The following is a 23243-nucleotide window of genomic DNA, read 5'->3' on the forward strand; positions in this document are numbered from 1 at the left end:
ATAAAGCTAAACTGGCTACCTTTAACATTTTTTAAGTATTTTTACCAATTATTTTGGAAAATTTGCGGAATTTTATTCTTGTATTCTTGTTTCTTTTCATGGGCACATTGGTAACAAATGCTCAGATTTTCTCATGGAAGAACCCCAATATTCCCGAAGACACCATAAAAAAGGATAGTATTTTAGCAGCAAGGCTTGAACAGGATATTTTTTCAAAGGACACACTGGATTTCGTAAGAACAAGAAACAGAATAATTGTAGATGAGGCCGTACTTGCCAAAAATGACAAAAAAAGGTTCTTAGGCGAGCTCAACTCAAAAGGTTCCATCATCCGGGGAATTACCTTCGGAAACAATCAGGGACAATCTGTACAAAGTTCAATGGACCTTCAGATATCGGGAAGACTTTCTAAAGACGTTACCATCCTTGCGAGTATTTCTGATCATAACCTTCCCATCCAGGCCGATGGTTATACTCAAACACTCGAAGAGTTTGATAAAATCTACATGCAGCTGAACATTAAGGATAAATCCATCCTTAGAGCGGGACATCTGGACTTGGTGGAAGCTAAGAATTATTTTGCAAAATACCAGCGACGTAGCATGGGACTTGAGTTCCAGACGGAATTTGGGAATGAAAACAAAACATTTGTAGATGTTTCAATGGGTGTGGCCCGAAGTGAGTTTCACAGGGTACGTTTTCAAGGGGTTGAAGGTAACCAGGGCCCTTATCGTTTAACGGGAAAAAATGGAGAGCAGTTCATTACTCTGATTTCAGGATCTGAACAGGTATTTATTGACGGAATATTAATGAAGCGTGGTGAAAACCAGGACTACATCATAAATTACAACACCGGTGAAGTTACTTTCACCAGTTTCCGACCAATTTTCCAACAGAACTTTATTACTATTTCTTACAATTACACCAACAGAAACTATTCCAGATATCTTTTCACAGGAAAAGTGGAACACCGTAGAGAGAAAATGAAGGTAGGCTTAAGCTGGTTCATGGAAAACGATAATAAAAATGCACCGCTTGCTCTGAATTTATCTAAAGAGGATGAGCAAATTCTGGCCAATGCCGGAAATGATCCTAACCTGATGTATGCCCCGTCAGGAGTCATTACAGAATATGATGTTAATAAGATCCTGTATCGATTGGTTCAGAATTCAGGAGTCAGCCATTATGAATTTTCCACTAATTCTGCCGAAACACTTTACCAGGTATCATTTACTTATTTTGGCCCTAATCTGGGAGATTATAAATTATCCCAGACCACAAATAACGGTCGTGTTTTTGAATATACAGGACCAAATTCAGGAGATTACAGAGCAGTAAGAAAACTGCCTTCACCCCAGAAATCGCAGGTGTTTTCTGTCAATTCAGAGTTTTTGCTTAAAGAGGGTAAAATTGGCGCTGATATATCTTTAAGTAACTACGATGTCAATCTATTTTCTTCGAAGGATTCCGATCAGAATATAGGCTATGCAGGCCGGATTTACGGGAATAAAACTTTCACCAAAAATAACTGGAAAGGAACACCAAGTTTTGAATATCAATATATAGATAAGCAATTTCACATTCTTGATAGAATTAATGATGTGGAATTTTCCAGAGATTTCAACTTAGCTCAGGAATTCAGCCAGAAAACGCAGAACCGATTCATATTCAGCTTCCTTAACAAGTGGAATAACAAATCAACTTTAAATTATCGCCTTAACTATCTGGATGAACAAAACTCATACAAAGGTTTTAAAAATGATCTTGATTTTGGCTGGATTAAAGGAAAGTTTTTCACAAAGGGAAATCTGTCTTACTTAAGTACCAATGCTATTCTCCAGGACACGAAGTTCATACGAGGGGGAGCTTCTACAGAATATACCGGAAAAAAAGGAAGCTGGGCCTTTGGTGGAAGTATGGAACATAACGAAAAAAAATACAATGATTCTCAGCTGATGGATGTCACCAGTTTCAGCTGGAAAGAGCTTTTTCTTCAAAAGAAGATTGGTGACAGTACAAGAACAAAATTGCTTGCGAAAGTATATATGAGGGATAATGATTCAGTTCGTGACAACAGGCTGCAGAATATGAATAATATCCTGGGAGTCATGGCGGAAAGTCAACTGATCAAAAATGAAAAAACAACCTTGAATGTGTTAGTGCATTACAGGAAGTTTTTCTATCAGATTCAGGATATGCAAACAAGTCGAAACAATGATTTTGTTGTTGGGAACATTCTTTATAATCAGCAGCTTTTCAGAAATGGTATGCGTTTACAGGCATTCTATGAACTCGGAAACGGACAGGAAGCACAAAGAGAGTTCCAATATATCAAAGTAACCGATGGACAGGGAGTTTACAAATGGACGGATTACAATGGGGATGGCATCCAGCAGCTCGATGAATTTGAGATTGCCGAATATTCCGATCTGGCCAAGTACATCCGGGTATACACCAATTCTGTCCGGTATATCCCATCCAACAAGAATAAATTACAGCTGGCGTTGTTTGTTAACCCGGCCATTGTCCTTAATTCTGAAAATGCATTTTTAAAACGGTGGAATTTTAATATTTCCTTGAATTCTCAAAACTCTTTTTATAAAAAAGATAAGGTCCTGGTCATCAACCCGTTCGAAAAAAACAGCGACCAGATTCTAAAAAATCAAAATATCCTGGCTTCCGTACAGTTTAACCCTACGGAAAAATCGGGTTGGAATGGAAATTACCGGTTCATTTCGAATGATAATCTCATCAATGCCAATTTCAGTAATGAAGAACGGGAGCAGACCTCCCACTTCCTGAATTTAGGATATTGGTTCAATAAAGAATTCAGGGTCGACTGGGAAAATTCCGTTCATGATATTAAAAATTCTTCACAATTATTTGCGACCAGGGATTACAGGCTGAATAACTTTGAAACCAAGCCAAAAGCCACCTATAAATTTACAGACGCCATACAGGCAGAGCTTTCCTCCGCTTTCCGCCAGAAACAGAGAATAGACGGAGAGGAGTTACTAAAAGCTTTTGATGTTACAGGAACCATACAATGGGAGCGAAAAAAAACCTCTATCAGAGGAAATTTCTCATTCATCAACAACAACTTTACCGGAAACAACTTCAGTATTGTAGGAAATCAGATGCTGGACGGCCTTAAGCCTGGAAAAAATCAGGTTTGGAGCGTCTTTATTCAGCAGGCAATCAACTCATTCTTACAGCTGAACCTGAATTATGAAGGACGTAATTCCGGAGATCGTACCATACATATTGGTAGCATGCAGGTAAAAGCAAGCTTTTAAAAATTTAAGTCTCAGGCTTAATTCTTTTTGTTCATAGCTTAAGACGCTTATTGTATCCAATTGGGTTCTCAAACTCATCATTCACACCAATAGATAATATCAGTCTTTATGAAAGTTTAGAATTTCGTAAATTTGCACCATGATAAAAATAGGCAACATAGAACTGCCGGAATTTCCGCTTTTACTGGCTCCTATGGAGGACGTGAGTGATCCACCATTCAGACGTTTGTGCAAAATGCATGGAGCTGATATGATGTACTCGGAGTTTATTTCCTCCGAGGGCTTAATTCGTGATGCAATAAAGAGCCGTAAAAAACTTGATATTTTCGATTATGAGAGACCAGTCGGAATACAGATTTTTGGAGGTGATGAGGAGGCTATGGCCATGTCTGCAAGAATTGTGGAAACAGTAAATCCTGATTTGGTAGATATCAATTTTGGATGCCCTGTTAAAAAAGTAGTTTGCAAAGGAGCGGGAGCAGGAGTACTAAAAGATATAGACCTGATGGTTCGTCTTACAAAAGCTGTTGTAAGCTCTACCCACCTGCCTGTAACTGTTAAGACCCGTTTAGGATGGGACAGTACTTCTATTAATATTGATGAAGTAGCAGAACGTTTACAGGAAACAGGTATTAAAGCTTTAACCATACACGCAAGAACAAGAGCCCAGATGTATAAAGGGGAAGCTGATTGGGAACATATTTCAAGAATAAAACAAAATCCTAATATTGAAATTCCTATTTTCGGAAACGGTGATATTGACTCTCCGGAAAAAGCATTGGAATACAAACAAAAATACGCTTGTGACGGTGTAATGATTGGCCGTGCCGCTATAGGATATCCATGGATTTTTAATGAAATCAAACATTTCTTTAAAACCGGAGAACATCTTCCTGAACCCACTATTTCGGATAGGTTACTGGCGGTTCGCCAGCATGCGGAATGGAGTGCGGAATGGAAAGGTGAAAGATTAGGCTTGATAGAAATGAGACAGCATTACAGCAACTATTTCCGTGGTGTTCCTCATTTCAAAGAATTCAGAAAAAAATTCCTTGAAGTATTCACTCTTGCTGAGATGGATGCTCTGATCAAAGAAACCCAACATTTCTACGAAGAATATCAGGAAAAAGTATAAAATAAAAAACCATCAGATGCTGATGGTTTTTTTATTGTTACAATTGAATTATTTTTAGTAAGCTTCAGACGCTGATTGATTTTTGATTAAAGATAGAGCTGAAGAAGTTCCTATTCTCTTTACTCCCATCCCGATCATTTTCTCCGCATCTTCAGGAGTTCTTACTCCACCAGCTGCTTTTACCGGAAGTCTGCCGGCATTATCAAGCATTATTCTGATACCTTCGAAAGTAGCCCCATTTGGCTTTCCATCTGTAGTTTCATAAAAACCGGTAGAAGATTTTACAAAAATGGAAGATAAGTCCTGGTCAGAAAAATTTTCTGCTGCCCATTCTGAGATATGTTTAGTAAGGTCTGCAATTTGTTCATTGGTTAAAGCGGCAATTTCAATAATCCATTTTGCTACTTTATGATGTTGTACACATAATGCAGTACATTGTATAAATTCTTTTTTTACTAAATCTACATCTCCATTGAGATAAGCATTATAATTAATCACAAAATCCAGTTCGTCCGCTCCGTCATTAATTGCCTTTGTTGCTTCTGCCATCTTTTCTTCCACAGAATACGTTCCTTCGTGGAAACCAATCACAGTACCAACAACAACATTTGAATTCTTTTCCAGAATATATTTTTTGATCGCGGATACATAATCCGGACGGATCATCACTGCAAAAATACCATTATCAATAGCTTCCTGCGTAAGATCTATATCTTTCTGTAAAGTTTCATTTTCTGATATCCCCGACTGTGCAGGAGTTTTCAGGTATGTTGAATCCAAATATTGGGCAATATTCATAACTTATTATACTTTCAGTTGTCTGCTTATTCCCTGTTCCAGAGATATAAATGTTTCGGTTCTTGTTACTCCTTTTAACTTTTGAAGTTTACTAAGGATCTGCATCAAGTGGTCGTTGTCTTTACAAAGAACTTTAAGGAAAATAGTGTAATTTCCTGTGGTGTAATGAGCTTCTACTACTTCATTAACTTCTTTTAAAGATTTTACTACATCTGGGTAGTGGCTAGGCTGATCCAAAAAGATTCCGATATAAGAAATAACTTTATATCCTATTTTTTTTGGATTTAAAAATGAAATAGAATTCTCAATAACTCCCGCGTGCTCAAGCTTTTTGATTCTTTGGTGCACTGCAGTTGTCGAAATCCCTACATGTTTTGAGATATGGGCTAAAGAAGTTTTAGCATTATCCATCAGCATGTAGATAATTTCTTTGTCGATTGAGTCTAAATGATAGCTAGCATTTGTTGAATTTTTCATCTTGTAATTTTTTTTATTATTTATGTTTTTTTTATTCTTTAAATTTTACAAAAACCGGAAAATGATCACTATATCCACCTAAATATCGCGTACCTGCATATGTTCTGAAAGGTCGACCTGAAAATTGTTTATTCCGGCTGCTTATCTTTTCAGATTTAAATATTTCGGCACTTTGAAATGACAATCCTATATTGTTCTGATCATTGAAAAATGACTTCGACAATATAATCTGATCAAACAATAAGCCAGATTTATAATGAAAAGTAGAAAAATTTCCTGTTGAAAACAATTCATTAAACGGATTTTCTAATATTTTATTATGATTATCATCATAAAGGATATTAGTTAAATTTTCATCATCCGGATTTTCATTAAAATCGCCGCACAAAACAACATGCTCATTGCTGCTATTCACAATATTTAAAATTCTGTTACGAATTTCTGCTAATATAAAGTCTCTCTTAGGCTTATTAACATCTTTTTCTCTCTTTGAGGGAAGGTGAGCGATAAAGACATTAATAATCTCTCCTTTATATTTTAATTTTGAATAGAGTACATCTCTAGTTGTATCGTAATATTCTGTGTTTTTATTTTTAATTTCAAAAAAGAATGTAATAGCCTCCGAGTCTATTACTTCTATTTTGCTTTTATCATATAGCATGGCTACATCTACCTTTCTTTCATCCATGGAGTTATAATGCACAATTCCAAATTCAGAATGAAAAGGATCCATCTTCACAAGATCTTCCAGTACTTTCCTTCCGGAAACCTCGGACAGACCAATTAAAAATGGTAAGACCCCATTTTCTTCTTTGATCAATTGAAATACATTTGCTATCTTGAAAAGCTTATTATTATATTTACGTTCATCCCAATTCCTCAAACCCGATTTCGTCGGATCTAATTTATGAATTGGTTTTATGTCCGGTAAAAATAAATTTTCTACATTATAAAAAGTAAAAAGCTCCATCGACACATATTTCTATTCAATCAATAGTTTTAATTTTGAAATTACGAATTTTTTCCGGGTTAAATTACGAAATATTCGTTTTGATTTTGTCTTAAAAAGAAATTTTTTTCAAACAGTTTAATCAAATCAATATAATATATTAAAACTTTTAACAAATTCGTTTTAAAATCGCACAAAACAAAATCAAAACAGCAAATAATACTTAATATTAATTAAAAACAACTATAAAAACATAATAGTTGTTATTTTATTATTCTGCTTTCTATAGCAATTATTATTCCATTTTTATATGAAATTGCAAAAAAAGAAAAAAAACAGGACGAAATTTAAAAATATGATCAATAAATTATAGCAAGTCAGGACGTTTCTCTTTTGTTATTCTTACGGCCTCTTCATGTCTCCATTCTTCTATTTGCTTAAAATTCCCGCTTAACAAAACCTTAGGAACCTCCAATCCTTTATAATTTTCCGGTCTTGTATAAATCGGAGGTGAAAGAAGATCATCCTGAAAACTATCCGTTAAAGCACTCTGTTCATCGTTAAGCACTCCCGGAATCAGCCGGATGATAGAGTCAGCCAAGACACACGCCGCAAGTTCTCCCCCGGTTAGAACATAATCTCCGATTGAAATCTCTTTGGTAACATGCAGATCTCTTACTCTTTGATCGATTCCTTTATAATGTCCGCAAATAAAAATCAGGTTATTTTTTATAGAAAGGGAGTTTGCAATTTTCTGATTAAGAGTAACCCCATCAGGGGTAAGATAGATTACCTCATCATAACTTCTCTCTGACTTAAGTTGGGAGATGCATTTATCCAATGGCTCAACCATCATTACCATACCGGCTCCTCCTCCATAAGGCTCATCATCGATTTGCCTGTGCTTGTTTATTGCCCATTCTCTCAGATGGTGAAAATGTACTTCTACTAACCCTTTTTCCATTGCTCTTCTCAAAATAGAAGTCTGAAATGGACTTTCCATCAACTCAGGAAGTACGCTTATAATATCAATTCTCATTGTAATGTTCCATTTTTCTTAGTAGGTGAGATAATGAGCCTCAGGGACGAATCTTTATTAAAATAGCTCCACATCCAATTAAAAAATACCGCCAGCTTATTTCTTACACTTAAAATAAGCATTAAGTGTAAAAACATCCAGAAATACCATGCCAGGAACCCCTGAAATTTAATAAATGGCAAATCTACTACTGCCCGATGTTTTCCAATGGTTGCCAAAGAACCCTTATCTTTATACTCGTATTCTTTCCACTCACTTTCATTGCTTTTCAAAAGATTTTTACCCAGATTTTTTGCCTGATTTATCGCTACATTCGCAACCTGAGGGTGACCATGCGGATATTTAGGCGTTTCCATATAAGCAATATCTCCGATCGCAAAAATGTTATCGTATCCTTTAACTCTGTTATATCGATCTACTATATATCTGTTTCTGATTAATTTTTCTTCAGGAAATCCTTCTACTACATTTCCTGTAACACCTGCAGCCCAGATCACATTGTTCGAAGGGATTTCTTTTCCACTTTTCATCATTACCTTATCTCCGTTATATTCGGTAACAACTTCTCCACTTAGAAAAGTTACCCCCAGGTCCTTAAGGTATTTTTCAGATTTATTCTGAGCTTCGTCACTCATTACGGCAAGTGGTTTTTCCGTCGAACTGACCAGAATAATTTTAAGCTGGTCAAAATTCATGTAAGGATAATCCCTCGGCAGGATTTCTTTTTTCATTTCGGCAAAGGCTCCAGCCAGTTCTACACCGGTGGGACCACTACCTACAATAACGATGTTCCAGTTTCCATCGTCACTTCTGCTTTTCTCAAGAATTAGTTTCTCAAAAGTCATTAAGACATGATTTCTGATACTAATCGCTTCCTGAGTATTTTTCATTCCAAAAGCTTTACCCTCCAGATCTTTATTCCCAAAGAAATTAGTCTTACAGCCGGTTGCGATAATTAATTTATCATAACGAAACTCTGCTTCATCGGTAATCACTTTATTCTGAGAAGGATCGATCTCTTTAACATCTGTCAAACGAAATTGAATATTTCTGGATCTCTGGAAAATTTTCCTGAACGGAAAGGAAATATTGGAAGGTTCAATCCTTCCACACGCTACCTGATAAAAAAGCGGCTGAAACATATGATGGTTTACCCTGTCGAGAACAATTACTTTTTTATTTTTATTGTTCAGTGTTTTCGCAAGTTGTAGCCCCGCAAAACCTCCTCCGATGATGATGATCTTTTCGCGTGTTTCCATAGTATACAAATTTACAGATTTTATTTAGCATTTTACTTGTTAAAAAGTTAGTTTTGCAAAACTTTATGACAAAAAAAAAGTACACCAAAAAAGCGGCCAAAAACATTCATAATAAAAGACGGAAAAACTATTTATTTCGTCGAAAGATTTTATTGGCTATTCTTATCGTAGCACTTATTGGCACAGGTTTTTACCTTAAACAATCCATCAGTTACTATTATGCTTTGTACTTTAATAAGTTTACCCATAAAAAGCTTCATAATAATGAAAAGGAAACTCTGAGAATTCAAAAAATCCTCACTGATAATCTCGATAAAACATACGGATTCGATATTTCCCATTATCAAAATAAAGAAGATATCAAATGGGATAGTTTAAGCATTGGAAACAAAACCATTCCGTTGGAATTTGTGGTTATGAGGGCTACCATGGGAAATAAAAATGCTGATAAACATTTTGATGAATTCTGGTCCCAGGCCAAAAAGCATGAGCTTATAAGAGGCGCATATCACTTTTACAGAGCAGATGAAGACCCTATTATTCAGGCTAATAACTTTCTTGCCAATGTAAAGCTGGAAACCGGAGACCTCCCTCCTATTCTGGACATTGAAAAAATTCCAAAACGAAAAACCAATAAAAAACTGGTTGAAGACCTTAAGGTATGGTGTAAAATCATAGAAGAGACATACGGTACAAAACCCATTATCTATACTTACTACCATTATTATAAAGATTTTCTGAAAGGTGAATTCGACGGATATCCTCTGTGGCTGGCAAATTATAATGATGTACCCACTCCGTCTCCTGATGACGCTTGGGATTTCTGGCAATTTACTGAAAACGGAATCGTCCACGGAATCAATACTAAAGTTGACCTTGATATGTACAATGGTAGTTCCTGGTCTTTGAAAAGAATGACATTGGATTAATTATTTCCCCAAAAACTTCATCATATCTTCATTCAGCTGTTGAGCTTCTTCAAACGGCACAAAATGGGTTGCATTTTTGTATATCCTTAGTTTTGCATTCGGAATTTCTCTGGCGATCAATTCGGTATGGTCTTTTTTTATCACATCATTTTCACCCGCTATAACCAACACGGGATTATGGATTTTATGTAAAGATCCTGTACTGATGTTAGGTTCCTTGAGCATAATCTTTAAAATCCTGGTCTGATTAAACTTTTGAGGGTTATTTTCAATTTCTAAAACCTGAAGTTCTGTTTTCATATGGTCTACAAGACGCTTATCTACACCGTCAGGCTGAATGTTAGCTCCGATAATCACTAATTTGTTCACCCGTTCAGGGTATTTCAGAACAAACTCCAGGGCTGTATTCCCGCCATCACTCCAGCCTGCTATATGTATCTTTTCAAGTCCTAAATAATCAATCACCGCTTTAAGGTCATCGGCAAATCCCGAATAAGTCAAATCTTTTTTCGATGAATCTGTACTTTTTCCCTGACCTCTTGTATCTAAAGCAATAACCTTGTAATGTTTGGAAAGAACAGGAATCTGCTGATAAAAATCTTTAATACTTCCTGAATTTCCATGCAGCAGTACCAGTGGTTCTCCTTCACCATATACCTCATAGTATAAATCTGCATTTTTCACTTTAACTATTTTACCTATGTCCTGATTTTTACCATAACCTGATTGATCTGCCTCACCAAAATATTTGCTAAGGTCGGGAATCAGATCAGCAAGACTCTCATCCTCCAATTGTTCTTCCATGTTTTTTCCTGTTTTATCTACTTTTACATCGATATTTATCGCAGGAGCAGCTAAGGTTACTTTTTGCCATTCCCCGTAAAACTTCCTCAGGAAGCCTGTTCTGAAGAGAGCTGCACTGATATTCACTTTACCGTTAAACTCCTGTAAAAACTGAATTCCTATAAAAAATTTACCCTGTACCCAAATATTACGATCATCAACACTCAATGTATATGTTCCGGATTGTATCATATCTTCTGTAAGCTTTACTGTAATCTCTTCATTGAGGATGTTCTTGTCCGGAAAACCATTCTTTTCACTATAAATACTGTAACGCATTAACACGGGCCTGTCGGAAACATAGCTTGCAATATTCAGGTTGATATTCTTTATTTTTGATCTTTTGTTTGCATTAAATTCCAATGCTGTTTCACCCAAAAAGTCTTCCTTTTTAAATTGTGGATTTACAGAGTACATAACACTTTTCGTCTTTGTATTGACACTCCAGTTTTTATCTACTAACTTTTTAGGGGACAATTTCACTTCCCGGATATGCTGTACTTTTTCCTTTAAAAAAATCTTTTGTGTACTGTTTTTTATAAAATCCTGAAAACCTACTATATAACTATCATATCCCGGAACTTCTATCCTTATCTTTCCTGAAGTATTCGCCTTGGAAAGGTCAATAGAAAAATTACCTTTCTCATCGGAAATTACACCTATATTTTCTTTTTCAACTCCTATTTTAACATAAGGAATAGGCCGGTTTTCATCTCTCGAAAGGACAGTTCCTGAAATTATCTGGGCATTAGCAAACACCACACAGAATAGGAACAATAAGGAATTAAGTTTTTTCATGGTAAAGGTTTGACACAAAAATCTTTATTTACAGGATTAAAAGCTCATAACATTTTATTAAATTTTATCTTTGTTTAGTTAAATTTTTCAAAAGCAATACGATAAGCTATCACAGTAAGACCGTAGAGCTTTTATTTTATAATTCAACATGAGACAGACAATTCCCACCTACGATCTCAGTACGATCTCCGATCATGGTTTTATTGTGGAAAGAATCACGGACCGAATCAACAGTTCGGAGGATAATCTTTTAGATAAAGGAATCCACAGGGATAGTCATTATATCTTTACATTTCTCCAAACCGGATATGTAAAAATGATGGTGGATTTTAAAATCATTGAGGCTAAAAACGGACATATTTACTGTGTTTTACCTGGTCAGGTCCATCAGGGCCTTCTTATGAATAATGCTTGTGGATGGTTCATTGCTTTAAACGTTGACCTGGTTCCTGACTTTGTCCGCTCAGCTTTTGAAGAATATCTCGTGGATATTATGCCTTTACCTGTAAGCAATTCCGAGTCTGAAAAATTCAACAAATTGGCTCAGGTTCTTTTTGAATCATGCACAGAAGAGATGATGGCCACAAAAGAAAATTTCTTTATCATAAAATCTTTGCTTAATGCTTATACCGGAATGTTTGCTTCTCACTTTCTGAATGAAAGCTCTCATAAAAAACAAAAAGAAAACAGAACATTAGAGTTGGCCAGACAATTCAGGATCCTGGTAAGAAAAAATTTTATTACACAGAAAAGCGCATCTGGGTATGCAGAAATCATGAACATTTCACCAGGATATTTAACTGAGGTAATCAGCAAGGCAACAGGAAAATCTCCATCATACTGGATTCAACAGGAAGTTTTGATAGAAGCTAAAAGATTATTGTTTTTCACCAATTGCACGGTTAAAGAAATAGCCTATCAGCTGGGATATAATGATCATACTTACTTTTCACGTCTCTTTTCCAGATCGGAAGGAGTCTCTCCATTATCTTTCCGTAATAAAAGCAAAAAGTAATTCGTAAACCACGAATAGTCCAATCAATTCCATAAAATGGCCATTGATATTTTTGTCATTTGCAGCTTCCTTTGCAATAAAATATCATTATGTCTAGTTTACCAAAATGGATCAACGACGCTGTTGAAAATCTATTACCATCAAAATTTAAAGACTGTACCGTTACAAAAGCTACCTATATTTCAGATGATCTTAAACAGATAACTTTTGAAACCGACCTTTCAGATGTTTACTTTGAGCCTGCATATGCGGTAGGCTTCCGTATCAATGACCGGGATTTCAGAAACTATTCCCCTTTTCATTTTGATAAAGAAAAAGGAAATTTTGATATCCTTTTCCATGTACATGACACCCAAGCTGCAGGATGTCACTTCATCAACCAACTGACAGCCGGGGATTCTATTAAAATGATTATACCGCGTGGAAAAAGATTCTTTGATCATGAGGCTAAAATTCATTTTTCAATCGGAGATGAGACTTCCCTGGGAAGTTCAATTGCCATCCGGGAGGCCGCAGAAAAAACTTCAAAATCCTTTGTTTGCCTGCATGAGCTTGAAGATCCTTTAAGCCTTGAAAAACTTGATTTATACGGCTACTATACTTCTAAAAACAACTGGATGGCAATATTAAATCAAATCAATGAATTTCTCCACGAAGAGCGAAAAGCCATTGAAAACCAAGAAGTCACGTTTTATTTGACAGGAAACGGAAAAACGATGTCCTTTTTACGCAGATATCTGAAAGAAAAAGGTGTTCATTCCACCAATTTAAGATCACAGGCTTATTGGATCGAAGGTAAAAAAGGATTATAAATTAGCAAACAAAATCTGTCAGCCCTTTACCTCATTCAAAAAACCAAAGAAAATATTTTATCCGGTAAAACCTTCAATATTTCGTATTTTCGCGCTACGAAATCTTTATAGAAATGAATTACGTTGCTGCTGAAAACCTTACCAAATCTTACGGACTAAAAGTTTTATTCAAAAATATTTCTTTCAATATTAATGAAGGAGACAAAATAGCCATTGTTGCTAAAAACGGAAGTGGAAAATCTACCCTGCTCAAGATCCTTATGGGAAAAGAAATTGCAGATAGTGGAAATGTAATTATCAATAAAGATATACAGGTTGTTTTATTTGACCAGGAAATTGATTATGATCCGAAACTTACCATTGAGGAATTCATGATGACCCTTGATTCAGCTCCCATTACAGCGCTTAAAAATTATCATCAGTCACTCCACTCAACGGACCTTGATTTTATCGAAAAGGCTCTTGCGGATATGGAGGCCCATAAAGCCTGGGATCTGGAAAATGAGATGAAACAAATCCTTTCCCAACTTAAGATCACAAATCTCGAAGCCAGGATGGGAACACTTTCCGGAGGACAGATCAAGCGCGTTGCACTGGCCAAGCTTTTAACGGAAACCAGAGCAGAACATCGTCATACATTACTGATAATGGACGAGCCAACCAACCATTTGGATGTAGAAATGGTAGAGTGGCTTGAAAATTATCTTAATAAAGCCAAGATTACTTTACTGCTCGTAACCCACGACCGTTATTTCCTTGATAGTGTCTGCGGTATTATCTGGGAGATGGAAGACGGAAACCTTTATTTCCATAATGGTTCTTATGCTACCTATCTGGAAAATAAGATGATCAGAGAGGATAATCTTAATGCTACCATTGACAAGGCTAATAATCTTTACAGAAAAGAGCTGGAGTGGATGCGAAGACAGCCTAAGGCAAGAACCACGAAATCTAAAAGCAGAATTGATGCTTTTTACGAAACCGAAAAAGTAGCAAAAACAGACACTTCAAAACAAGGTCTGGAATTGGATTTTGAAATGAAACGCCTTGGGAATAAAATTCTAGAATTAAAGAATATAGATAAAAGTTTTGGTGAGAAGGTTTTACTAAAAGATTTTAGCTATTCTTTCCAACGTGGGGAGAAAGTTGGAATCGTAGGTAAAAACGGAGCGGGAAAATCTACTCTTTTAAATATTATCCAGGGGCTTGAAAAAGCAGATAAAGGAGAAATAGAAACAGGGGAAACCATTTCTTTTGGTTATTTTTCGCAAAAAGGGCTCACTTACAAAGAAGATGAGAGAGTCATTGACTTTATTAAAGAAATTGCCGAGTTCTATCCTTTAGCCAACGGAAAAAGTCTTTCGGCATCCCAGTTTTTAAGGTTGTTTTTATTTGATGATCAAACGCAATATTCTCCTATTTCAAAATTATCCGGTGGGGAAAAAAGAAGATTGCACCTGATGTATATCCTGTATCAGAATCCTAATTTTTTGATTTTTGATGAGCCTACGAATGATCTTGATCTTCCAACATTAACAGTCCTTGAAAACTTCCTTCAACAGTTCCAGGGATCTTTGATTATAGTTTCCCACGACAGATATTTCATGGACAGAATTGTAGATCATGTTTTGGCTTTTGAAGGCAATGGAAAAATCAGAGATTTTGTAGGGACCTTCTCAGAATACAGGGAAGCCAGAAGTCGCGAGGAAGCATTAGAAAAAAATACAGCTGTAAAGACTGAGCCGGTTAAGGAAACTGTTCCTGTAGTGGAAAATACACCACCTTCCAGTACGAAACGAAAATTAAGTTTCAAAGAGCAGAGGGAACTTGACACGATTGAAAAAGAAATGCCTGAACTTGAAGAACAGCGCTCCAAAATTCTGGACAAACTTAACAATGAAGTAGATTATGAGAAAATAGCTAAACTTTCTTCAGAGTTGGAAACGGTTTCAGAAAAACTGGAAAACCATGAAATGAGATGGCTGGAACTTCAGGAGCTCCTTTAAAATAAAAACGATGAGTTATGAATGAGTTCAAAGAGTTAGAGAGTAGGATAATTTTAGTGTTAAAGAATATCAACCATAAACTCTGAACTCATTCACAATTGATCTTTATAGTTTAATTACTTTTTCTTCTTTTGCACTTTCTAAAGAAGCATCAATGATTTTCATATTCTGAATGACTTCTTTTCCAGGAGATGGCAATCCATATCCAAACACGATATGTTCGTAAATCTGCTGATAGTAATTCATATAATCTCCAGCTTCACTTGAGGTAAGCACTCTTTCTGTTTCTGAACGATCATTCAAAAAGTTTAAAATTCCATCCGCTTCTTTCAAAGGCTGTGTCCAGTCTTTTCCGTATGTGGGGGTAGCGCCTGCTACCAATTCATTTTCCTGATTATCGGTTCTCTCCTGCAGGAAAGTTCCCCGGTCTCCATGAATGGTATAGGCATAATGGCCTTCTTTACTGAAAACAGAAGATTTAAGCCTTACTCTCAAAGCGTCTTTATAAAATAACAGAATCTCAAAATAATCGTTGGCAAACGTCGATCCTTTCATAGAAAATACATCTGCAAAAAGTTTTTCAGGATATCCAAAATATTGTACAGCCTGATCTACCAAATGAGCTCCTAAATCATGAAGTGACCCGGCTCCCAATTGATCGGGACTTTCTTTATGTTTTTTTCCGCTGGGTGTAGTGCGGAACCGGTCAAAACGAATCTCAACCTCTTTAATGTTTCCTAATTTTCCTTCATCCAGAATTTTTTGAACCTGTAAAAAATCCCGGTCGAATCTTCGGTTTTGGTATACACTAAGAAACAGTCCTTTTTCTTCAGCCAGCTGTACCAGTTCTTCCGCTTCAGAAACATTTACGGTAAAAGGTTTTTCCACAATAATGTTCTTACCCGCTTCCAATGCTTTTTTGGCATATTCATAATGTGTCTGAACCGGTGTATTGATAATGACCAGCTCTACATCTGCATGCTGAAGCATTTCTTCTACTGAACGGTAAATGGTTACTTCCGGATATTGATCCTTAGACTCTTCTTTACTTCTTTCAACCACAGCAGCAATAAAAAATCCCGGATGCTCCTTCAAAAAGGGTGCATGGAAAATTTTTCCACTCATTCCAAAGGCACAAAGCCCTGCTTTTACCAATTGCATATTATAATTTTTAACAAATATATTCATAAAAACTTCTCTATTCCCCTATCTAAAGGAACTATAGAAATAATCCATCTCACCAAGTCGGAAAATATGATTAAAATCATAAAACTATTTTTATCTATTCTAAACAAATACTTACATTTGCGGCTTATTTAAAACTGTTCTATATAAAAATAAAATGAAAAGACAATTACTTTCTTTAGGTCTTCTATTTACTGCTGTTTCAGTGAGTTCACAGATGAAAAATGCTGAAGCAGATACCATCAGAATTCAAACCATTGAGGACATCAATCTTCATAAAACAGGAAATCCTAACCAGGCAAGAACATTATCTACAAAATCAAACCTGACAGTAATGGAAAACCCTCAGCCCATAGCTATTGTAACTCATGAAATTATTGAGCAGCAACAAGCAAAGCAGCTAAGTGATGTTATTAAAAATGTGAATGGTATTTATTTGACATCTGCAAGAGGAGGATCTCAGGATAGCTTTGGAGGAAGAGGTTTTATATTTGGAAATGATAATATCTTCAAAAATGGAGCAAGAGTAAACAGTGGAGTTTTTCCTGAAGTAAGTGGACTTGAAAGAGTTGAAGTTTTAAAAGGTGCAAATGCTATGTTATATGGTAATGTAGGGCCAGGTGGAATTGTAAACCTTATAACTAAAAAACCAAGATTTGAATTTGGTGGATCTGTCGGATTAAACGGTGGAAGCTGGAATTCTTATAAACCTGTATTTGACATTTATGGACCTTTAAGCCAAAAGGTAGCCTTCAGAGTCAATGGAACTTATGAATATGCCGAAAGTTTCAGAGATATGGTAGAATCTAAAAAGCATTATTTCAACCCGTCTTTTGTTTTTAATTTGAGTGAAAACACACAACTAATTGTAGAGGGTGATTATTTATATCATAATTTCACTCCTGATTTTGGAATTGGAAGTGTTACTGATAAAACCACTGGAATATCCAGGTTAGCTACTGAAGTTGACCGCAGGAGTTTTTTAGGTGCCAACTGGCAATATCAAACCAACCAACAAGCCACTACAGACGTTGTTTTAAACCATCAATTGAACAGTAAATGGAGTCTAAATGCAGTTGCTTCTTACCAGAATTATACAAAAGATTATTTTTCAACAGAAAGAATTCAATGGCAGTATGAATCCGCAAAAGGAAATTTTGACCCATCCTGGAACAGAACTTTGGGAAGAAATTATACTGAACAAAATTATACTTCATTACAAGTTAACCTAAATGGAGAATTTAAAACCGGAAATATTATCCATAAGGTTCTATTTGGAGCAGATGGAGACTATGGTTTAGCTGATACTTATGCTTACAACTTTACTAATCCTACGAGCATTAACTATGGAACATTATATTTAAATAATTCTTCCACATGGTCTAATGAAGGTGTTATGCCTGAAACTTATAGATCATCAAGAAACAGAATAGCAACGAAAAGATTTGGTCTTTATGCACAAGACTTGATCAGCCTTAGCAAAGAGTTTAAAGTATTGGCAGGAATAAGATGGTCTTATTTAAAAAATGAAGATACAGAAGTAAAAGATTTCTTAAAAGGAACAGAAACGCCTACAGTAAACAGCGGTTTACAAGCTCATGCCTTATCGCCAAAAGTAGGATTAATCTATAATCCTAATGATAATTTATCTGTTTTTGCAACGTATACTAATTCATTCTCACCTAATTCAGGGTTTGATGTAAACAATCTATCTTTAAAAGCATCAACAATTGATCAATACGAAGTAGGGGTTAAGAAAAATTTATGGAACAATGCTATCGCTGTAAACTTAACAGCTTATCAAATAAATAACAGGGATGCTTACACATCTCCATATCTTGCAGATAATAAGGTGGCATTATATAAAGTATATGCCGGCAATATAAGAAGTAGAGGTGTTGAATTGGATATCACAGGAAACCCAACAAAATACCTGTCTTTAATAGGAGGTATTTCTTACAATAATACTGTGTATACAAAAACTCCAGATAACGGATTTGTTGAAGATCAAAGATTGGTAAGAACTCCTGCCCTTACAGCAAATGCGTCTATTTTTTATACCTTCACGGATTTTGCAAAAGGCCTGAAGCTAGGAGCTACAGCATTCTATACCGGAAAAAGACAAGCAGGCTGGAATGATGTAAAAGGGCAATTACAACAAACAAGAATGATTGATATCAACGGATTCACGACGGTTGATATAAGTGTCGGTTACAGTTGGAATAAGTTCTCTATTCAGGGTAAAGTGGGCAACCTGTTTGATGTCATAAACTACAATGTTCATGAGAATTATTCAGTGAATCCGATCACACCTAGAAACTATTATTTTACGTTGACTTACAGACTCTAGAATTCTTAATATAAAAATTCTTTCAATAAAAGTGGGAACTGCATTTTTGCAGTTTCCACTTTTGAAATTAAAAAAAATAAAAGCAAAACAATAAAATATGGATAAAATAAAAGATACCAGAAGTTTCATGAGGATTACGCATCGTTACTTAGGATACTTCCTTGCGGGAATTATGGCTGTTTATGCGATAAGCGGTGTATTGCTGGTTTACAGGGATACAGGCTTTTTAAAAAAGGAGAAAAATTACGACAAAATTGTAGCTAAAAACCTTTCTGAAAAGGAATTGGGAAAAGAATTAAAAATTAAAAACTTAGAAATCGAAAATAGAATCGGAAACATCGCATATTTCAAACAGGGAGCCTATAACCTGACAACCGGGGAGGCAAAATACGTAAAAAAAGAGCTGCCATTTGTCCTGGATAAAATGACAAAACTTCATAAATCCCAGTCAAAAGAGACACTATCACCTCTTAACACTTTTTTTGGAATTGCCCTATTCTTCTTTGTGATCTCAAGCTTCTGGATGTTTAATCCAAAAACAAAAGCATTCAAACGCGGAATGCTTTTTACTGCTCTAGGACTGGTTGTTTCCATTATATTACTTCTTGTCTAAAATTATATTTTATTCAATAAAACAAGGAAATTAATTTGATTTTCATTTTTCTTAATTTAACATTATTTTAGTAAAATTAGCTAAAAATGAGTACTATGGCACATTTATTGATTTTCACCACCCATAGAATAAATAAGCATTAATTATTAAAATTATAAATTATGAAAAAACTAATTTTAGCAGGAATAGTAGCGGTAGCAGGATTAACAACAACAGCCAATGCTCAGATTCAAAAAGGTAACTGGATGGTTGGTAGTAGTATTGTAGCTAGTAATTTTGGTCTTAATACGGGAGGAGGATATAACATCTCTTTACAACCGAAAGCGGCTTATTTCATTGAAGATAACGTAGCACTTGGAGGATATGTTGATTTAGGATTTAACAAAGTTGCAAAAGGATCACCAACAAACTTTGTGTACAAAGTAGGGGCTTTAGGTCGTTACTATGTATCACCAGGTGAAAAAGGTATAGATAATCTTTTACATCACGGACGTTGGTTCTTCGAAGGTAACGTTGGTATTGGAGGAACGTCTACCGAAGGAGGAAACTCTACCACTGGGTTAGATTTCGGTGCAGGTCCGGGATACTCTTACTTCATCACACCTAACATCGGTGTTGAAGGACTTGTTAAATACAATGGTGTTGCAGGTTTCGGTAAAAACGGTTTAACTTCTACCCTTACCTTCAACGTAGGATTTAGCATTTTCTTACCTACATCTAAAGGAAAACAAATCATAAACGACGTTAAAAACTAGTCGTTAAGAAAATTATTTTTCTTAAAAAAGATAAAAGCACCTCGAATAATTTCGAGGCGCTTTTCGTACAAATTAAAACTAAACTATAAAAAATCAAATAAATCATGTATTCGGTTGAGGCGTATATCTTAAATACGGCTTTATTTCTGTAACGCCTTTAGGAAAAATTTCCCGGGCTTCTTCTGTTGATATAGACGGTGGAATAATAACATCTTCTCCATTTTTCCAGTTTACAGGGGTAGCCACTTTATGGGAATCCACCAATTGAAGAGAGTCAAGAACCCTTATAATTTCATTAAAATTCCTTCCCGTAGAAGCAGGATAAGTTATAATCAAACGTACTTTTTTATCCGGATCAATGATAAGCAAAGAGCGTACGGTTGCAGTTGCTGAAGCATTAGGATGGATGAAATCATACAATTCCGAAATTTTCCTGTCTTTATCTGCAATAATAGGAAATTGCACATCCGTATTTTGAGTTTCATTAATATCCCGGATCCAGTTCTGATGGTCTTCTACTCCATCTACACTCAATGCAATTACTTTGGTTTTCCTTGCCTCAAATTCGGACTTTAGCTTTGATGTAAAGCCAAGCTCCGTAGTGCAAACCGGAGTATAATCTGCAGGATGCGAGAATAAAATCCCCCAGGAATCTCCCAGATAATTATAAAAGTCAAGATCACCGGCAGTAGTTTCTGCCTGAAAATTGGGTGCGGTATCTCCTAGTTTGATTGACATAACATTATCGTTTATTAGTCTACAAATTTAGTAGACTTTTTGAAACTGGCAAAATTTTTGATGAAAAATTACATATTAAATTAAAAAAAATTAATACATGGAGAAAATTGGTTTAAGCTATGTTGAAGTGGTCTACAGAGTTCTACAAAGCTGGTATTTAAAATTTGCAGAACTGACCCCTAAATTGATTGTGGGCATACTGGTTTTTTCTTTCTTCCTATTTTCAAGTAAATATTTAAGTAAACTTGCCGTAAAGCTCTTTCATAAATTATTTCCTAAAAGTGAAAAAGAAAGTTCATTGGTAACTTTACTGGCCGTATTCCGGTTTATCATTATGCTAATGGGTAGTTTTATTGCATTAGAAATAATGGGTTTCAGCAGTTTTCTATGGAAATTCATCGGAAGTCTGGGAGTTGCGGGGGTTATCGCCGGGGTTGCTTTAAAGGATCTGGTGTCCAGTATATTTTCAGGAATGCTTATCGGAATCGATAAAGCCTTTAAAGTAGGTGATTATGTATCTATCGGGAATAACTCAGGGACAGTACAGGAAATTGGTTTTCTGACAACAAAGATTATAACCGATGACGGTAAAAAGGTTTATATTCCCAATCAGGTCATTTTTAATTCTCCTTTTTCAAATATCACTGCTTCTCCGCAGAGAAGAATAATCCTAAATTTTGAAATTCCGGCTGATGAAGATATCAACAAGGCGCAAATGGGAATTCTGGAAGTAATAAAAGGATTAGAATATGTGGACAAACTGGATACTGCTGAGGTTGTATTTACCGATCTTAAACAAGGCATATTCAATTTACAGGCTAAATTCTGGATGACCATCGGAGCCAACATTACCCGCGTAAAGAGTGATGCATATATGAAGATCAAGCAACGTCTTGATTCGGATAACATCCTGTTAGTAACCCCGACCAGCATCAATATTACAGGAGGAGAAAGCAATAGCAGTCCTACATCAAATCAGGACAAATAGAAAATAAAAAAACCGCTTTTTCAAGCGGTTTAAATTTTTATAATAAGTAGCTAGCTTATGCTAATACTTCTTTTACTTTGTTAGCAGCTTCCTCTAAAGTAATTGCAGAGTGTACCGGAAGACCAGACTCGTCAATTAATTTCTTAGCTTCAACTGCATTGGTTCCCTGTAATCTCACGATCAATGGAACTGGTAGGCTTCCCATCGCTTTGTAAGCATCTACAACACCCTGAGCTACTCTATCACATCTTACGATACCTCCGAAGATATTGATTAAGATTGCTTTTACGTTCGGATCTCTTAAGATAATTCCGAAAGCAGTCTGTACTCTCTGAGCATCAGCAGTTCCTCCAACGTCAAGGAAGTTAGCAGGATTACCACCTGATAATTTAATGATATCCATAGTCGCCATCGCAAGACCCGCACCGTTTACCATACAAGCAACGTTACCATCTAATTTTACGAAGTTAAGACCAGCTTCACCAGCTTCAACATCCATTGGATCTTCTTCTCTGGTATCTCTTAGCTCAGCTAAATCTTTGTGACGGAACAATGAGTTGTCATCTAAAGTTACTTTAGCATCTACTGCGATAATTTTATTATCAGAAGTTTTTAAAACAGGGTTGATTTCGAAAAGAGAAGCATCAATTCCTGTATATGCGTTGTAAAGAGAACCGATGAATTTTACAAATTCTTTGAAAGCATTTCCTTCAAGACCTAAGTTGAAAGCAATCTTTCTAGCCTGGAAACCTTGAAGACCTAAAGCAGGATCAATGATTTCTTTGTGAATCAAATGAGGTGTTACTTCAGCAACATGTTCGATATCCATACCACCTTCAGTAGAATATACGATTGTATTTTTACCTTCAGCTCTGTCTAATAAAATAGAAACATAGAATTCTTTAGTTTCTGTTTCACCCGGATAATATACATCCTCTGCAACCAAAACAGAATTTACTTTTTTACCCTCAGCAGAAGTTTGTGGAGTTACCAACTGCATTCCGATGATGTTCTGAGCGTTTTCTTTAAGCTTATCCATGTTTGGAGAGAACTTTACACCACCACCTTTACCACGACCACCTGCGTGGATCTGAGCTTTTACTACCCACCCTTGAGCGCCAGTTTCAGCAGTTAGTTTTTCAGCAGCAGCTACAGCTTCATCTACGTTGTTTGCAACGAAACCACGTTGGATAGCTACTCCATACTTTGATAAAATCTCTTTTGATTGATACTCGTGAAGATTCATATTATTTTTATT

At 35.8% G+C, this 23243-nt stretch carries 19 protein-coding genes; 10 read left to right on the forward strand and 9 right to left on the reverse strand.

The genetic code is table 11. The features are described from left to right. Positions 1-98 precede the first annotated feature (98 nt). Both AC0INN_RS16440 and dusB read left to right on the forward strand, forming a co-directional pair. Positions 99-3296: a hypothetical protein gene (locus tag AC0INN_RS16440; protein ID WP_273649370.1), complete on the forward strand. Its 3198-nt coding sequence runs from the start codon at positions 99-101 to the stop codon at positions 3294-3296. A 139-nt stretch (positions 3297-3435) separates the two neighbouring features. Continuing rightward, entirely contained in the window at positions 3436-4431 is a 996-nt protein-coding gene (gene dusB / locus AC0INN_RS16445) for a tRNA dihydrouridine synthase DusB (RefSeq protein WP_306614112.1), read from the forward strand. A gap of 54 nt (positions 4432-4485) precedes the next feature. Here the strand turns inward: dusB and deoC are convergent, their stop codons facing one another. The 5 genes from deoC to AC0INN_RS16470 all read right to left on the reverse strand — a co-directional run bounded on the left by deoC (position 4486) and on the right by AC0INN_RS16470 (position 8953). Next, on the reverse strand, positions 4486-5229 hold the full coding sequence (deoC, locus tag AC0INN_RS16450) for a deoxyribose-phosphate aldolase (protein ID WP_273649374.1): 744 nt from the start codon (positions 5227-5229) through the stop codon (positions 4486-4488). 6 nt (positions 5230-5235) lie between these two features. Then, positions 5236-5706, reverse strand: a complete 471-nt coding sequence (locus AC0INN_RS16455) for an Lrp/AsnC ligand binding domain-containing protein (RefSeq protein ID WP_172280401.1) — start codon at positions 5704-5706, stop codon at positions 5236-5238. A 31-nt stretch (positions 5707-5737) separates the two neighbouring features. Continuing rightward, complete coding sequence (locus tag AC0INN_RS16460) at positions 5738-6676, reverse strand: endonuclease/exonuclease/phosphatase family protein (protein ID WP_273649376.1); 939 nt, start codon at positions 6674-6676, stop codon at positions 5738-5740. A gap of 346 nt (positions 6677-7022) precedes the next feature. Continuing rightward, a complete protein-coding gene (trmD, locus tag AC0INN_RS16465; RefSeq protein ID WP_273649377.1) occupies positions 7023-7694 on the reverse strand; it encodes a tRNA (guanosine(37)-N1)-methyltransferase TrmD in 672 nt (223 codons plus the stop codon). Further along, positions 7691-8953, reverse strand: coding sequence for an NAD(P)/FAD-dependent oxidoreductase (locus AC0INN_RS16470; RefSeq protein ID WP_306614114.1), 1263 nt, complete (start codon positions 8951-8953; stop codon positions 7691-7693). Before AC0INN_RS16470 ends, trmD begins: the two co-directional genes overlap by 4 nt. A 65-nt stretch (positions 8954-9018) precedes the next feature. On the opposite strand from AC0INN_RS16470, the gene AC0INN_RS16475 reads away from it, so the two are divergent. Next, complete coding sequence (locus AC0INN_RS16475; RefSeq protein WP_172280408.1) at positions 9019-9882, forward strand: glycoside hydrolase family 25 protein; 864 nt, start codon at positions 9019-9021, stop codon at positions 9880-9882. On the opposite strand, the gene AC0INN_RS16480 is transcribed toward AC0INN_RS16475, so the two are convergent. Continuing rightward, entirely contained in the window at positions 9883-11523 is a 1641-nt protein-coding gene (locus tag AC0INN_RS16480) for an alpha/beta fold hydrolase (protein WP_306614117.1), read from the reverse strand. It abuts the gene before it with no gap. 148 nt (positions 11524-11671) lie between these two features. On the opposite strand from AC0INN_RS16480, the gene AC0INN_RS16485 reads away from it, so the two are divergent. The 3 genes from AC0INN_RS16485 (at position 11672) to AC0INN_RS16495 (ending at position 15356) form a co-directional block, all read left to right on the forward strand. Continuing rightward, complete coding sequence (locus AC0INN_RS16485; RefSeq protein ID WP_306614119.1) at positions 11672-12538, forward strand: helix-turn-helix domain-containing protein; 867 nt, start codon at positions 11672-11674, stop codon at positions 12536-12538. Between the two features lie 89 nt (positions 12539-12627). Continuing rightward, entirely contained in the window at positions 12628-13350 is a 723-nt protein-coding gene (locus AC0INN_RS16490; RefSeq protein WP_306614121.1) for an SIP domain-containing protein, read from the forward strand. Between the two features lie 113 nt (positions 13351-13463). After that, the gene (locus tag AC0INN_RS16495; protein ID WP_172280415.1) at positions 13464-15356 is read left to right on the forward strand and encodes an ABC-F family ATP-binding cassette domain-containing protein; all 1893 of its coding nucleotides are present in this window, start codon (positions 13464-13466) and stop codon (positions 15354-15356) included. Positions 15357-15461: 105 nt separating this feature from the next. On the opposite strand, the gene AC0INN_RS16500 is transcribed toward AC0INN_RS16495, so the two are convergent. Beyond that, a complete protein-coding gene (locus AC0INN_RS16500; RefSeq protein ID WP_273649394.1) occupies positions 15462-16517 on the reverse strand; it encodes a Gfo/Idh/MocA family oxidoreductase in 1056 nt (351 codons plus the stop codon). A gap of 181 nt (positions 16518-16698) precedes the next feature. Here AC0INN_RS16500 and AC0INN_RS16505 point away from each other — a divergent pair, with 181 nt between their 5' ends. The 3 genes from AC0INN_RS16505 to AC0INN_RS16515 all read left to right on the forward strand — a co-directional run bounded on the left by AC0INN_RS16505 (position 16699) and on the right by AC0INN_RS16515 (position 20259). Next, the gene (locus tag AC0INN_RS16505; RefSeq protein WP_273649396.1) at positions 16699-18891 is read left to right on the forward strand and encodes a TonB-dependent siderophore receptor; all 2193 of its coding nucleotides are present in this window, start codon (positions 16699-16701) and stop codon (positions 18889-18891) included. A 97-nt stretch (positions 18892-18988) separates the two neighbouring features. Continuing rightward, entirely contained in the window at positions 18989-19504 is a 516-nt protein-coding gene (locus AC0INN_RS16510; protein WP_273649398.1) for a hypothetical protein, read from the forward strand. Positions 19505-19665: 161 nt separating this feature from the next. Then, positions 19666-20259 (forward strand): hypothetical protein, encoded by a 594-nt coding sequence (locus AC0INN_RS16515; RefSeq protein WP_172280422.1) that lies wholly within the window; start codon positions 19666-19668, stop codon positions 20257-20259. Positions 20260-20361: 102 nt separating this feature from the next. Here AC0INN_RS16515 and AC0INN_RS16520 read toward each other — a convergent pair whose 3' ends face one another. Next, a complete protein-coding gene (locus AC0INN_RS16520) occupies positions 20362-20997 on the reverse strand; it encodes a peroxiredoxin (protein ID WP_172280423.1) in 636 nt (211 codons plus the stop codon). A gap of 97 nt (positions 20998-21094) precedes the next feature. Between AC0INN_RS16520 and AC0INN_RS16525 the strand changes: the two genes are divergently transcribed. Beyond that, complete coding sequence (locus AC0INN_RS16525; RefSeq protein ID WP_273649401.1) at positions 21095-21985, forward strand: mechanosensitive ion channel family protein; 891 nt, start codon at positions 21095-21097, stop codon at positions 21983-21985. Positions 21986-22040: 55 nt separating this feature from the next. Here AC0INN_RS16525 and sucC read toward each other — a convergent pair whose 3' ends face one another. Beyond that, positions 22041-23231: an ADP-forming succinate--CoA ligase subunit beta gene (gene sucC, locus AC0INN_RS16530; RefSeq protein ID WP_076390839.1), complete on the reverse strand. Its 1191-nt coding sequence runs from the start codon at positions 23229-23231 to the stop codon at positions 22041-22043. Positions 23232-23243 lie beyond the last annotated feature (12 nt).

This window comes from Chryseobacterium subflavum (genome assembly GCF_055762745.1).

Excerpts from the sequence above, each read along its gene's own strand:
- AC0INN_RS16500 (WP_273649394.1), bottom strand. The coding sequence starts at position 16,517 with ATGCAATTGGTAAAAGCAGGGCTTTGTGCCTTTGGAATGAGTGGAAAA.
- sucC (WP_076390839.1), bottom strand. The coding sequence starts at position 23,231 with ATGAATCTTCACGAGTATCAATCAAAAGAGATTTTATCAAAGTATGGA.
- AC0INN_RS16455 (WP_172280401.1), bottom strand. The coding sequence starts at position 5,706 with ATGAAAAATTCAACAAATGCTAGCTATCATTTAGACTCAATCGACAAA.
- AC0INN_RS16440 (WP_273649370.1), top strand. The coding sequence starts at position 99 with ATGGGCACATTGGTAACAAATGCTCAGATTTTCTCATGGAAGAACCCC.
- deoC (WP_273649374.1), bottom strand. The coding sequence starts at position 5,229 with ATGAATATTGCCCAATATTTGGATTCAACATACCTGAAAACTCCTGCA.
- AC0INN_RS16475 (WP_172280408.1), top strand. The coding sequence starts at position 9,019 with ATGACAAAAAAAAAGTACACCAAAAAAGCGGCCAAAAACATTCATAAT.
- AC0INN_RS16490 (WP_306614121.1), top strand. The coding sequence starts at position 12,628 with ATGTCTAGTTTACCAAAATGGATCAACGACGCTGTTGAAAATCTATTA.
- AC0INN_RS16505 (WP_273649396.1), top strand. The coding sequence starts at position 16,699 with ATGAAAAGACAATTACTTTCTTTAGGTCTTCTATTTACTGCTGTTTCA.
- AC0INN_RS16510 (WP_273649398.1), top strand. The coding sequence starts at position 18,989 with ATGGATAAAATAAAAGATACCAGAAGTTTCATGAGGATTACGCATCGT.
- AC0INN_RS16520 (WP_172280423.1), bottom strand. The coding sequence starts at position 20,997 with ATGTCAATCAAACTAGGAGATACCGCACCCAATTTTCAGGCAGAAACT.
- AC0INN_RS16525 (WP_273649401.1), top strand. The coding sequence starts at position 21,095 with ATGGAGAAAATTGGTTTAAGCTATGTTGAAGTGGTCTACAGAGTTCTA.
- AC0INN_RS16460 (WP_273649376.1), bottom strand. The coding sequence starts at position 6,676 with ATGGAGCTTTTTACTTTTTATAATGTAGAAAATTTATTTTTACCGGAC.
- AC0INN_RS16480 (WP_306614117.1), bottom strand. The coding sequence starts at position 11,523 with ATGAAAAAACTTAATTCCTTATTGTTCCTATTCTGTGTGGTGTTTGCT.
- AC0INN_RS16515 (WP_172280422.1), top strand. The coding sequence starts at position 19,666 with ATGAAAAAACTAATTTTAGCAGGAATAGTAGCGGTAGCAGGATTAACA.
- AC0INN_RS16485 (WP_306614119.1), top strand. The coding sequence starts at position 11,672 with ATGAGACAGACAATTCCCACCTACGATCTCAGTACGATCTCCGATCAT.
- AC0INN_RS16470 (WP_306614114.1), bottom strand. The coding sequence starts at position 8,953 with ATGGAAACACGCGAAAAGATCATCATCATCGGAGGAGGTTTTGCGGGG.
- AC0INN_RS16495 (WP_172280415.1), top strand. The coding sequence starts at position 13,464 with ATGAATTACGTTGCTGCTGAAAACCTTACCAAATCTTACGGACTAAAA.
- trmD (WP_273649377.1), bottom strand. The coding sequence starts at position 7,694 with ATGAGAATTGATATTATAAGCGTACTTCCTGAGTTGATGGAAAGTCCA.
- dusB (WP_306614112.1), top strand. The coding sequence starts at position 3,436 with ATGATAAAAATAGGCAACATAGAACTGCCGGAATTTCCGCTTTTACTG.